Source organism: Tissierella praeacuta, assembly GCF_040396155.1.
Classification (GTDB): Bacteria; Bacillota; Clostridia; order Tissierellales; family Tissierellaceae; genus Tissierella; species Tissierella praeacuta_A.
In genome coordinates this window covers 20,742-33,721 of sequence record NZ_JBEBOY010000035.1, presented here as the reverse complement: position 1 = coordinate 33,721, position 12,980 = coordinate 20,742, and the positions used below count along the sequence as shown (strand labels likewise).

Genomic DNA, 12,980 nt, shown 5'->3' with positions numbered 1-12,980 from the left:
CATCTGCAATTTCTCTAAACTTTGCAAAATCAATTTGTCTAGGATATGCACTGGCGCCAGCTACTATCATCTTTGGTTTTTCTCTCAAAGCAATTTCTCTAACTTCATCATAATCTATTGTCTCTGTTTCTTTATTTACTCCATAAGCTATAAAATTGAAGTAGGTACCTGAGATATTAACTGGACTACCATGAGTTAAGTGACCACCTTGTGATAAATTCATACCTAATACCTTATCACCAGGTTTTAATACTGCAAAATAAACTCCTAAATTAGCATTAGAACCTGAATGTGGTTGTACATTGGCATGATCAGCTCCGAATATTTTTTTCATTCTATCGCGAGCTAAATCCTCAACCTTATCTACTATTTCGCATCCTCCGTAATATCTTTTAGCTGGATATCCCTCTGCATATTTATTTGTTAAATAGCTGCCAGCTGCTTCCATTACTTGTGGAGTTACAAAGTTTTCTGAGGCTATAAGCTCAATATGTTTTTGTTGCCTGTTTAATTCCATTTCAACAATGTCCATCACTTCAGGGTCATACTTAGTTAAATTTGAAAAATCCATTTTATTTTACTCTCCTCTCATTATTTCATATCTTTTTTAAAATCAATCCTATACTTAATCTTAATTCCCCTCAATAAATATGGCCTCTAATATTCCATTAATATTATACATGTCCTGGAAAAAGTTCTCCAAATTTATGGAAATTGGTAGTCTTACTTTGATACAAGATGTTAGTATAGCATTGTTTCTACCATTATCATTTATATTTACAATTGAAATATCAATAATATCAATATTATATCTACCTAATAAAACTCCAATTTCCCCAATAAGCCCCGTTCTATCAATGGCTGCAACTTCTAAATTTTTATATTTCGTTTTGAATATCCTTTTCTCAAAAACACTCAAGCTTGCTAAGGTTAGAAGCACTACAGTTGCCGTTAATAATCCTCCCAAATAATAACCATTCCCAATAGCTAAACCTATTCCCGCACATACCCATAAACTAGCAGCAGTAGTAAGTCCTTTTATATGGCTTCCTGTTCTTATTATAGTTCCTGCACCTAAAAACCCTATTCCACTTACTACCTGTGCTGCTAATCTGGATGGATCTCCAATTCGCAATCCAGTTTTAAAATCATAAAACCCATACATAGAAATAAGCATTATCAAAGCAGAACCAACACTCACTAAAACATGAGTCCTCAACCCAGCTGGTCTATTATTGGCTTCTCTTTCCATTCCAATTAAACCACCAATTATGGTAGATAATACAATCCTTAATATTACTTCTCTATTACTAATCATAAGTCCCGACCCCTTTAATTGGTCTAACATCTATTTAATAAATTCTTAGTATCTTATTATTCCTAAGAGTTTAAATCTAAAATTAAAACTTCACCTTTTTTATTTATATTTAGTATCTTTGGTTCTACATTACCATAAGCAGTTTCATTGTTTATATTCTCCTCATTATTTAAAATAGCCCCGCTTGAAAAAATTGTAATTAATCTATCATCGAAAAATTTATGATATCCTTTTGGTTCTGCCTGATGTCCACGAACAAAAATATCAAATCCTATTAAATCTCTAAACTCTTTGAAATGCTCTTCAGTAAATCTAAACCTTGCATTATCTTCTTTAAGATTTTCATTACTAACAGAAGGATCACTCCACATCATATTTTTTATTATTGAGCCATTTAAATAGTCTAGTATATTTTCATTAGTAAGGTCTGAAATACTATTTATATAACTAAAGAATTTTCCCTCTCCTTTTCTAGGTCTTGGTATCCCCCCATGAACTGCCATCAGAGCTATATTCTCATTACATATAAATGAAACATTACTTAAACTATCAAATAAACCTAAATATTTATCAATAATATCAATATTAAAAGTTTTATTTGAATTTGCTAGATTATACAAATATAGAAGAAACCAATCTTTTTCCAAATCTTTCTCTGGTTTTCTAACCCACATTTTTACTTGTCCATCTACAAAAGAGCCTCCATCATGATTACCTCTTTGAAGAAATATGTTTTCTGTAAATATATATTTTAAAGTTAAAAGACATTGTAAAGTTTTAAGATGCTCTTTTCCTCTATCAACATAATCTCCTAAGAAAATTAACCTAACCTTTTCTTTTCTCAAAACCTTATTAAAAAAATCAGTTTTTTCTAAAATTCTTCTAAGGCTAATAGTATCCGAATGTATATCACCTATTAAATAATACTCATAATCCATATCATTAAATGAATACATGTTACAGCCTCTTTTACCATCTTCAAGTTTTGCACTAGCTATTTTGATATTAATGTTTTGTTTGAAAACTTCTTCATTAATATTGCTATTTTCTCTATCATGAATATTACAAACCTCATTGATTAAAAATTCATGTACTTTGTACATATTTGTTAAATCTTGTTCATTTACATTATCTATTTCTTCCCATACTAGACTAATAGTCTTGAAATAATCATTTATAGCTTCATCTACATTAACATATCTATTATTTAAAAATTTAGATTTAGTTTCATTAATGAAGTCTATTACTTTCAAATAATCTCTCAATGTGTTTTCACCTTACCTTTTTAATGTAAATCCAAAAAGAAATTTCCTTTAGTAAGTTAAAAAAGTTCTCTTTTTGGGTTTTGTTATAAGCTTAAAATATATCTTAATCTAATTCTAAATTAATTCTCTATATATACATGATAAAATATTACTCCACCCGTAGGTGTAACTCTAATATCTTTAGCTCTGCTACTCAATAGCATAGAAGAAGTACCATAACTTATTGGACAAACTATATGTTCATCAATTATAAATTGCTCTGCCTGATGAAGCAATTCATCTCTCTTGACTAAATCTATTTCTGCTCTTATTTTATTTATTAATGCATCATACTCAAGATTGCTATAATGAGGATTATTATTATAATCTCCAGTTGCATAAATACTTAAGAATGAAAATGGGAAACGACTTCCATTCCAAGTTGATCTCGCCAGTTGAAATTCTCCACTATGTCTTCTCTCTGATTCTACCTTATATTCAACATTCGTAAGTTCAACTTCAATATTTAAATTTTTCTTCCACATTTCCTGTAACATTTCAGCCATTTGCTTATTTGATGGACTTGCATTATATAAGTATTCTATCTTAGGAAAGCCTTTGCCATCTGGATATCCTGCCTCATTTAAAGCAGCTTTTGCTCTTTCAATATCACCATTAGGTGGTGATAATGGACCATCTTTATCTGCTTCTGTTCTAAAGTCTTTACCAATTGATGTAGCCCCAAAAGGTACAAGTCCTGTCGCAGGCTTAGATAATCCTGATACTGAAGCTTCCGCTAATTTTACTTTGTCTATTGCTAGTACCAGAGCTTCCCTAATCTTTTTATTGTTTAAAGGTTCTTTATTTACATTAAGTGCAAAAAACGAAAAGCTTATTTTGGGTAAAAGATAAAACTCGTCACTTTCCATCGTAAGCCTTGGTATTTCCTCAGATGGAACTCCAGTAAATCCATCTATTTCTCCTGCTTCAAATGCTCTCAATGTAGTTAAGCCATCATCAATAAATACAAAACGTAATTCATTTACCATTGCTTTATTAGCTTTATCCCAGTAATTTTCATCTTTTTCTAATACCAATTCCTCATTCATCTTATAACTTTTCATCTTGAAAGGTCCATTAGTTACAATTTTTTCAGGGCTGGTAGTCCAATTATCAGGATTTGCTGCTATTATATCCTCTCTTAGAGGAAAGAAAACCGAGGATGTAAGCTCATATAATACCTCATCTTCTGGAATTGGAAAAGCTAATTCGATTTTTATTGTATAATCATCAGGCATTTCAAACCCTACTTCTGATAATTCAATATCCCCTTTATAATATTTCTCTGCATTTTTTATGATGAAATAATCTCCTGCTTTTGGTACTGCCATTTCGGGACTTAACGCTCTTTTCCAAGAATATAGAAAATCCTTTGTTGTAATTGGTTGCCCGTCTGACCATTTTGCATTCTTTCTTAAATGAAAAGTATATATAAGTCCATCCTCGCTAATATCCCACCTTTCGGCTAGAGCAGGTTCAATTTCTAATTTTTCATTTTCTCTGATTAGTCCTTCAAATATATTATCAATAACTGTATTACCCACACTTTTATTATTAATTTGTGGGTCTAAAGTAGGTGGATCCGTAGAAATACGCCATGTAAATCTCGTTGGCTCTTTAAAATTAGATACTCTATTTGTCCCTCCTTCGGCAGGGTTATCAGTGGTAACATCCATCTTATTGCCGCATCCTATCAATGTAGTAGAAACTAAAACCATGCACATAACAATAGCTAGATATTTTTTACTCATTAGTCTCACTCCCTTTAATTTTTTATATTTAAATATAGCTAAAATACTAGATCCGATTATCTTCATTAATTAGATGGCAAGCAACTCTATGCCCCTCAGATACTTGCTTTAATTCTGGTTCTATTTCTTCACAAATACTTTTGGCAAATTTACATCTAGCTCTAAATTTGCATCCTGATGGTGACGATATAGGGCTAGGTACGCTCCCTTGCAAAACTATTCTCTTCATTTTTGCTGAAGCATCAGGATCTGCAATAGGAATTGATGAAAGTAAAGCTTGAGTATATGGGTGTATTGGATTATCATATAGCTCATGACTTTCAGATATCTCAACAATTTTCCCAAGATACATAACTCCTATCCTATCAGATATATACTTAACCATAGCCAAATCATGAGCTATAAATAAATATGTTAATCCTAGGTCTTCCTGTAAATCTTGTAGCATATTTACAATCTGGCCTTGAACAGAAACATCTAAAGCAGATATAGGCTCATCACAAACAATCAATTTAGGATTTAGCATTAATGCCCTTGCTATACCTACCCTCTGTCTTTGTCCACCGCTAAATTCATGAGGATATCTGTTAGCAAATTTCTTACTTAGTCCTACTCTGGCTAAAGCATCATATACCATATTTTGTTTTTCCATACCACTGGCTACCTTATAAATCTCTAAAGGTTCAGCTAATATTTCAGATACTGTCATTCTAGGATTAAGACAGCCATAAGGATCCTGAAAAATCATTTGCATATCTTTCCTTATATTTCTCATATTCATTCTACTAACGGTTTGGTTCTCAAATATCACCTCTCCATCTGTAGGTTCGTAAAGCTTAATAATCGTCCTTCCTGCAGTTGTCTTTCCGCATCCAGACTCACCAACTAAACCAAATGTTTCTCCCTTTCTTATTTCAAAGCTTACTCCATCAACAGCCTTTAGATAAATTGGTTTTCTAGTAAAAAAACCTTCTTTTATAGGAAAGTATTTTTTCAAATTTTTAACTTGCAATACAATATCTCTATCTTCCATATCAATCCCTCCTTTACTAATTAATTTTAGTTGTACTAGGACAATCTTCATGTAATCTCCAGCACATTACCTTATGTTCACTGGTAATATCAAAATAAGGAGGCTGATACTTAGAACAGATTTCCATAGCATATTCACATCTTTCCTCATAAGGACATCCAGCAGGTGGATTAAGCAAATCTGGAGGATTACCATGTATAGTAAATAATCTTTCAGATTTGTCTAAGTCTATACTTGGTACTGCTTTTAATAGTCCTTTTGTATATGGGTGTTGAGGATTATAAAAAATGTCTCTCACTGTTCCAATTTCCACTATCAATCCTCCATACATTACAATTACTCTTTGACACAAATCCGCAATTACTCCTAAATCATGGGTAATAAATATTATAGATGAATTAACTTTCGTAGTTAATTCTTTCATCAATCTTAAAATCTGGGCCTGTATAGTAACATCCAATGCAGTAGTAGGCTCATCAGCTATTAATAAATCTGGTTGACAAGATAATGCCATAGCTATCATAATTCTTTGTCTCATTCCACCGCTCATTTCATATGGATAATTGTAAAATCGTTTCTCTGGGGAAGGTATTCCAGCCAGTTCAAGCATATTAATTGCTATTTCTTTTGCTTTATTTTTGCTAGTCTTTTGGTGTTCTGTTATCGTTTCTACTATCTGATTTCCAATTGTGTAAACTGGATTTAGAGATGTCATAGGATCTTGAAAAATCATAGATATTTCTTTACCCCTAATCCTTCTCATTTCTCTTTGGTTTTTGGGGGCTAAATTCTGCCCCTTAAAATTAATCTCACCTGACTTTATTTTACCAGGATATTGTAAAAGATTCATTATAGACAACACTGTTACACTTTTTCCACTTCCAGACTCTCCTACTATTCCCAAAGTTTCACCAGGTTTCACATCAAAACTAATATTCCTTATAGCTTTTACTTCTCCTAAATATGTGTAGAACGATGTTTCTAAATTTTTAACTTCTAATAGTTTTTCAGTCATTTAGTCACCTCTTCTCTATTTGCGTAATTTTGGATCTAATGCATCTCTTAATCCGTCCCCGACAAAATTAAAAGATAAAACCGTCAAACATATTGCCAGTGAAGGAAAAAACAATTTATATGGATGAATCATAAGACTTGGCAAAGCCTCATTAGCAAGGGTTCCCCAAGAAGCTTGAGGTGCAGATACTCCCAACCCAACAAAACTTAAAGAAGCTTCAGTAAATATTGAATTTGGTATTCTCATAGCTGCTTCTATGATTACTATACCAAGAGTATTTGGTATAAGATGCTTTGTAATTATTCTCCACGTACTTGCTCCAACGGTCTTAGCTGCAAGAACATATTCACTTTCTTTGAGAGATAAGACTTGTCCCCTTACCATTTTTGCCATGCCAAGCCAAGAAGTTAATCCAATGGTAATCGCAACGGTTTTAACTCCAGAACCGAATATAAGCATCAAAATAATGACGTACAGCAATCTAGGTATAGAGCTTAAAATTTCTCTTATTCTCATCATTATCATATCTGTTCTTCCACCTACAAAGCCGGATATAGCTCCATATAAAACTCCTATAGTCAAATTCGATATAGCGGAAACTACACCAACTATCATAGATATCCTAGCTCCGTAAATTATCCTAACACATATATCCCTTCCTAAATCATCTGTACCGAATATATGTAATTTATTTAAAACCTTTTTATAAACCTTAATTTCTTCACCTTGTGAATTCTTTATTTGATAAGGCTTTTCATTAAAATCAAATATTACTTCTGTTCCACTAATATTATATATTCTATTCTTTTCTTGAACATTTTCTGTAACATCTGTGACTTTCTCTAATAATCGTCCATCTTTTGTAACTATAAAAGCTCCCATAACTGGATCTAGATAAAAATAAGTATCTTCATTGAGCTTTCGTATGGGAAATCTTGGTGGTATTGATTTTAAATCAATATTCTGGTCAGAATAATTATATGAGGAAATATAAGGACCAAAAATGGCTACAAGTACTAAAAACAACATTATAAATACGCCAAGAACAGATAATTTATTTTGCCTAAATCTTCTCCTTACATCCTGCCAGTGGGTTAAGGATTTACCTGCTATACTTTGTACTACTTCACGTCTCTCAATCGGTTTCCATAGTTCTGGACTTATTTGAGAGATTTTATCTATTTTCTCCATCTCTACGTTCTCCCTCCCTTTCTAATTATTTATCTATACTAACCCTTGGATCTACAACTACATAGCATATATCAACTATAAGTACCATAATTAATGAAATGAGAGAAGAAAATATTGTAACACCCATAATTGTAGTATAATCTCTATTTCCAACTGCCTTAACAAAATAACCACCTACACCTGGTAAAGCAAATATCTTCTCTATTACAAAAGAACCTGTTAGAGCACTGGCAATATTCCCACCTAAACTTGTTACCATTGGTAAAGATGCATTTCTTAATGCATGCTTATATTTAATCTTTATTTCACTTAATCCCTTTGCCCTTGCAGTTCTAATATAGTCCTGTCCCATAACGTCTAGCATCGATGCTCTATTTAATCTGGTCATTGAACCAATTGATCCTAATGACATGGCTACACAAGGAAGTATATAGCTCTTAAACCCATCATTGATTCCGAATATAGGAAACCAACCTAATTTAAAAGCAAATATATATAAAATCAAAGTAGCCTTTACAAATCCTGGTAGTGTCTTACCCAATGTTGTAATAAACATAATTCCCCTATCAAAATAGCTATTTCTTTTTAAGGCAGCAGCTACTCCTAAAGGAACTCCAAATACTATAATCAAAACAATATGAAGAACTGCCATCCTTATGGTGACTGGAAATCCTCTAGCTATTAATTCTGTTACCGTCCTTCCTTCATAAGCATATGAAGGCCCTAAATCAAATCTTATTATGCCTTTTAAAAAATCAAAATATTGTTTAGATATAGGTTCATTAAGATGATATTTTTCTAATATTGCCCTTTGCACTGCTGGCGACATCCATTGATCTCCATCTTCAACGCTAAACGGTCCACCAGGAACAGAATGCATTAGAAAAAATGTAATTGTTATAATAATCCATAAAGTAAAGATTAAATAACCAAGTCTTTTTATAATATATTTCGCCATAATTCCTATAGTTAATATATAAAATAATATTAACTAACTTCACCTCCTCGTTAAATTAGTAGCACTTTATTAGATTTTAATCTGAATCAGTCTTTATATAGACATACCTCCCTTAACATGATATTTAGTATTTTGTGAATTATCAATCAATATTATAGTTTATAAATACACTATTTTCTGTGTTCTGCAATACATTGTTAAATTGTTTTTATCTTAATAAATTAATATCCCAGATATTTATAGAAATAAACTCCTATAATAGTAAGTTAACTTACTATTATAGGAGTTTATTTTTAATCTCATCTCCAAGTTATATATTCTGACAATCCCTCAATATCCTTTATTGTTATTTGATCACCATTGATTTTTATTAAATTTTTATCTTGAAATTCACTTAAAGCCTTAGTTACCGTAGCCCTTGAACATCCAAGTATCTTAGAAATTTCCTCATGCGTAAATCGCTTTCTTATTTTTACGTCTTGATCACCTATTGACCCCTCTTGATAAAACCATCTAACCAAAGTGTCAGCGACCTTTCCATTAGAATCACCAAAAGTCATATTTACCATTACAGACATTAATATTCTTAGCTTTCTTGTTAGATTGTAAATAATATATCTATATATTTCTGGATTTTCCAAAAAAATTTGCTCTAATTGCTCTTCATCTAATATTGATATTTCACTATCTCTTGTGACTTTTACTACTAGCTCACTTCTACACTCTTCAAAATATTCTAACTCCCCAAACACCCCACCGCCACTAACAAAATAGAAGATTTTTTCTCCACCTTCTATACTATAGAATGAATAACAAATTCTTCCTTTTATCACTATGTAAAATTTTTTATCCTGTATTTCTATTATACTGTTTTTCGGATATTTTTTGATAATTCCCTGTTTACTAATATCTAAGAAAACCTTCTTCATTACCCTATCTCTGTCCATATCAAAAAAAGCCTTATACATTTTATCACCCCATTTAAACATCCCTTGGTCATATTATATCATTTCTCGACATTTATTTGTCGAATACATTATATAATTTATTAAAATTTTATCATTCAAATAAAAATATCACCGAAGTTTAAAACATCTATCTTATAGCATCTTAAACTCCAGTGATATTCTACTATTCTAACATGATTTCAGTATGTATTCTGTAATATCTTTATATGATATCTCTAAGCCAGTTACCCTAATCTAAAAGAATATATACAGCCTCTTTCTCTATGTTAATGGAATTAATTCCACTGGTTCATTATAGTATTTTTTGATAAAGTGATATTCCATATTGATTGTGCTTTTCAAGGTGTTTGATTAAATTTCTTCGCTCTATTTTTTCAATATCTTTATAATTTCCATAATGAGCAAAATTCTATATGCAAGTCCCTTTATCTTTCTACCAGATACAGGCATCGTACAAAATTCCTTAATGGAAGTATGAAAGTATGCACCATCTTTAGCTTGTTCATACTTTTCCATCAGATAATTTCCATTGAAATCTTTAATATAGGATAATTATATATATCTATAAAAATCTTATCTCTTTCTGAAAAATTGCCATATAATACAGTTCACTGTGTGTAATATATTACACATAGTGAACTAACGTAAATAAATAATATTTTTGAATTAAGTTCCACAAAAGGTTCTATAAGGACGATCTGATGGCTCAGGTGGTGTGGAATAGTCAGCCTGTTTAGGAGAATGGTCATAAGGATTTGAAAGAACGTCAAGAAGGCGCTCAAGTACGCTATAGTCTCCTTGTTTTACTGCAGCTTCCAATGCTTCTTCCACTCGATGATTTCTAGGGATTATAGAAGGATTAGAATTTTTCATTAGCTGTTGAGATGAATCATTGGGTTCCTGCTGCCTACTTAGTCTATCTTTCCATCTTCTATGCCATTTAAGAAATTCATCAGTACTAAATAAAGGTGACTTTTCAAAAGTAAGAGCCACAAATGTATTGGTATAATCTGCTTTATACTTATGCATTATATTAAGGAGTTCTTCAACAAGGGATTCATCCTCTAACTCTTCATTAAATATTCCCAACTTTGCCCTCATTCCTGTAAGCCAGTTTCTATGATATAACTTTTCAAAATCTAAAATGGCATCCCGAGCCAACTTAACAGCTTTCTCTTGATTTTCATCTAATAAAGGTAATAGAGTTTCAGCAAATCTCGCAAGATTCCATGCAGCAATATTAGGTTGATTACCATAAGCATAGCGCCCATGAATGTCAATAGAACTAAATACAGTTGCTGGATCATAGGTATCCATAAAAGCACAAGGACCATAATCAATAGTCTCTCCGCTTATAGTCATATTATCAGTATTCATTACTCCATGAATAAAACCCACCAGCTGCCATTTAGCAATAAGAGCTGCTTGTCGCTTTATTACTTCTTGAAGTAATGATAGATAAGGGCTGTCATCATGGTTTATATATGAAAAATGCCGTTTTATTGTATAATCTGCAAGTATTCTTATATCCTCCACTGTACCCCATTTTGCAACATACTGAAAAGTACCGACCCGTAAATGACTAGCGGCCACCCGTGTTAAAATCGCTCCTGGCAGACGAGTTTCACGGATTATTGATTCACCCGTTGTCACTACTGCTAGACTCCTCGTTGTTGGAACTCCAAGGTTATGCATAGCTTCGCTTATAATATACTCCCTAAGCATTGGTCCAAGTGCTGCTCGCCCATCTCCTCCACGAGAATATGGCGTTCTACCTGAACCTTTTAATTGGATGTCATACCGTTCTCCCAAAGGTGTAATCTGCTCTCCAACTAAAATAGCTCTGCCATCTCCTAACATGGTGAAATGACCAAATTGATGACCTGCATAAGCCTGCGCAAGCGGCATAGCTCCTTCTGGAATCTTATTTCCAGCAAATATAGCTACACCATCATTACTCTGAAGTATCTGGGCATTTAATCCTAAATATCTTATCAATGGGTAATTGAGAATAATCATTTTTGGTGAACTTACAGGGGTTGGATTCACTTTAGTAAAAAACAATTCTGGAAGATTATTCATATAACTATTATCTAAATTCCATCCTGTTTCTATTGTCATCGTATCTACCTTTCTCCTTTTTTCTATGATTTTATATAAATCATTTCTTTTAGTGTCTACCTCTGTAATTTTATTATACCCTTTGAACAAATTTACTATTATCAATGTCACCTTTTATTTCATCTATCTTATTATATTTTTATCATAAACTTAAATGATATTCATAAAACTTAGAAAATAGTTATGCTTAAATAACTAACTCTAGGATATTATTTATATAAAAGCACTGGATCACATATTGTTACTGTAATCCAGTGTTTCAACTTTTATGTTTTCTATTGTCCTGACATTATTTCAGTCCATATTCTATCATATTCCTGTATGATATCCATTGGATCTTTAAATATCTCAGTATTTTTGATTTTTTCCTCAGAAGGATATGCAACTTTAGAGTCCTTTATATCATCTGGTAGCATTTCCACTGCCTTTGGTATAGGAGTTGAATATCCTATATAATCCGTATTTCTTGCTGCAATATCTGGTCTACACATGAAATTAATAAAAGCCTCGGCACCTTCCTTATTCTTTGCCGTACTTGGTATAACCATACTGTCAAACCAAAGATTTGTTCCTTCCTTTGGTATTACATACTCTAAGTCTGGATTATTCCTAATCATAGCTACTGCATCTCCTGACCATACTACAGCCAGAGCTGCATCCCCACCTACCATAGCATCTTTTACCTCATCACCTTGATAAGCATACACTAGTGGTTTTTGCTTAATTAATTCTTGTTTTGCTTCTTCTAATTCCTTTACATTCCTTGTATTCATAGAGTATCCAAGCTTTAATAATGCAACTGCAAGGGTATCCCTTTGACTATTTAACATAATTATTTGCTCTTTATATTTTTCATTCCATAAGATATCCCAGCTATCTACAACATCATCTACCATAGTTTTATTGTAAATTATGCCTACTGTTCCCCACATATAAGGTACGGAGTATTCATTAGTTGGATCAAAATCCAAATTAAAGAATTTATCATCTACATTGCTTAGATTAGGTATATTATTCTTATCTAGTTTAGCAAGCATATTTTCTCTTAACATTCTTTCAATCATATAATCAGATGGAAATATTACATCATAGCTGCTTCCACCTTGCTTTAATTTTACATATAAGTCCTCATTAGTTGCAAACATACTATAATTTACCTTGATATTATATTCTTTTTCAAAATCTTTAATTACATCTTTATCTATATAATCTCCCCAATTATATACATTAATTGTTGGCCTTTTATCCCCGCACCCAACTGAAACAATTCCGATTATAACTACAAGTAAAATGACTACCTTTGATTTTATTCTTTTCAAAT

General features: G+C 32.0%; 12 protein-coding genes. All 12 read right to left on the bottom strand.

Translation table 11 applies throughout. From position 1 onward, the window contains the following. A partial coding sequence (locus tag ABWP20_RS14470; RefSeq protein WP_503012543.1) for a PLP-dependent aminotransferase family protein occupies positions 1-571 on the bottom strand: 571 nt, incomplete at its 3' end. A gap of 60 nt (positions 572-631) precedes the next feature. Continuing rightward, positions 632-1,318, bottom strand: coding sequence for an MgtC/SapB family protein (locus tag ABWP20_RS14465; protein WP_353096707.1), 687 nt, complete (start codon positions 1,316-1,318; stop codon positions 632-634). A 62-nt stretch (positions 1,319-1,380) separates the two neighbouring features. Then, the gene (locus ABWP20_RS14460; protein WP_353096706.1) at positions 1,381-2,583 is read right to left on the bottom strand and encodes a metallophosphoesterase family protein; all 1,203 of its coding nucleotides are present in this window, start codon (positions 2,581-2,583) and stop codon (positions 1,381-1,383) included. Positions 2,584-2,702: 119 nt separating this feature from the next. Beyond that, on the bottom strand, positions 2,703-4,373 hold the full coding sequence (locus ABWP20_RS14455; RefSeq protein ID WP_353096705.1) for a peptide ABC transporter substrate-binding protein: 1,671 nt from the start codon (positions 4,371-4,373) through the stop codon (positions 2,703-2,705). A gap of 46 nt (positions 4,374-4,419) precedes the next feature. Continuing rightward, positions 4,420-5,406 (bottom strand): ABC transporter ATP-binding protein, encoded by a 987-nt coding sequence (locus ABWP20_RS14450; RefSeq protein WP_353096704.1) that lies wholly within the window; start codon positions 5,404-5,406, stop codon positions 4,420-4,422. Between the two features lie 16 nt (positions 5,407-5,422). Next, positions 5,423-6,421 carry an ABC transporter ATP-binding protein gene (locus ABWP20_RS14445; protein ID WP_353096702.1) on the bottom strand — a complete coding sequence of 333 codons (999 nt, stop codon included), beginning with the start codon at positions 6,419-6,421 and terminating at the stop codon, positions 5,423-5,425. A 15-nt stretch (positions 6,422-6,436) separates the two neighbouring features. Then, positions 6,437-7,612: an ABC transporter permease gene (locus tag ABWP20_RS14440; RefSeq protein WP_353096701.1), complete on the bottom strand. Its 1,176-nt coding sequence runs from the start codon at positions 7,610-7,612 to the stop codon at positions 6,437-6,439. A 25-nt stretch (positions 7,613-7,637) separates the two neighbouring features. Further along, the gene (locus ABWP20_RS14435) at positions 7,638-8,570 is read right to left on the bottom strand and encodes an ABC transporter permease (protein ID WP_353096700.1); all 933 of its coding nucleotides are present in this window, start codon (positions 8,568-8,570) and stop codon (positions 7,638-7,640) included. A 299-nt stretch (positions 8,571-8,869) separates the two neighbouring features. Then, positions 8,870-9,538 carry a Crp/Fnr family transcriptional regulator gene (locus ABWP20_RS14430; RefSeq protein WP_353096699.1) on the bottom strand — a complete coding sequence of 223 codons (669 nt, stop codon included), beginning with the start codon at positions 9,536-9,538 and terminating at the stop codon, positions 8,870-8,872. Positions 9,539-9,904: 366 nt separating this feature from the next. Further along, positions 9,905-10,054, bottom strand: a complete 150-nt coding sequence (locus ABWP20_RS14425) for a hypothetical protein (RefSeq protein WP_353096698.1) — start codon at positions 10,052-10,054, stop codon at positions 9,905-9,907. Between the two features lie 150 nt (positions 10,055-10,204). Continuing rightward, the gene (locus tag ABWP20_RS14420) at positions 10,205-11,764 is read right to left on the bottom strand and encodes a protein adenylyltransferase SelO (RefSeq protein ID WP_353096696.1); all 1,560 of its coding nucleotides are present in this window, start codon (positions 11,762-11,764) and stop codon (positions 10,205-10,207) included. A 170-nt stretch (positions 11,765-11,934) separates the two neighbouring features. After that, positions 11,935-12,978, bottom strand: a complete 1,044-nt coding sequence (locus ABWP20_RS14415) for an ABC transporter substrate-binding protein (protein WP_353096695.1) — start codon at positions 12,976-12,978, stop codon at positions 11,935-11,937. Between the last annotated feature and the right edge of the window lie 2 nt (positions 12,979-12,980).

Coding starts and splice junctions, on each gene's coding strand:
- ABWP20_RS14450 (WP_353096704.1), bottom strand. CDS start 5,406: ATGGAAGATAGAGATATTGTATTGCAAGTTAAAAATTTGAAAAAATAC.
- ABWP20_RS14455 (WP_353096705.1), bottom strand. CDS start 4,373: ATGAGTAAAAAATATCTAGCTATTGTTATGTGCATGGTTTTAGTTTCT.
- ABWP20_RS14465 (WP_353096707.1), bottom strand. CDS start 1,318: ATGATTAGTAATAGAGAAGTAATATTAAGGATTGTATTATCTACCATA.
- ABWP20_RS14435 (WP_353096700.1), bottom strand. CDS start 8,570: ATGGCGAAATATATTATAAAAAGACTTGGTTATTTAATCTTTACTTTA.
- ABWP20_RS14425 (WP_353096698.1), bottom strand. CDS start 10,054: ATGGAAAAGTATGAACAAGCTAAAGATGGTGCATACTTTCATACTTCC.
- ABWP20_RS14440 (WP_353096701.1), bottom strand. CDS start 7,612: ATGGAGAAAATAGATAAAATCTCTCAAATAAGTCCAGAACTATGGAAA.
- ABWP20_RS14430 (WP_353096699.1), bottom strand. CDS start 9,538: ATGTATAAGGCTTTTTTTGATATGGACAGAGATAGGGTAATGAAGAAG.
- ABWP20_RS14445 (WP_353096702.1), bottom strand. CDS start 6,421: ATGACTGAAAAACTATTAGAAGTTAAAAATTTAGAAACATCGTTCTAC.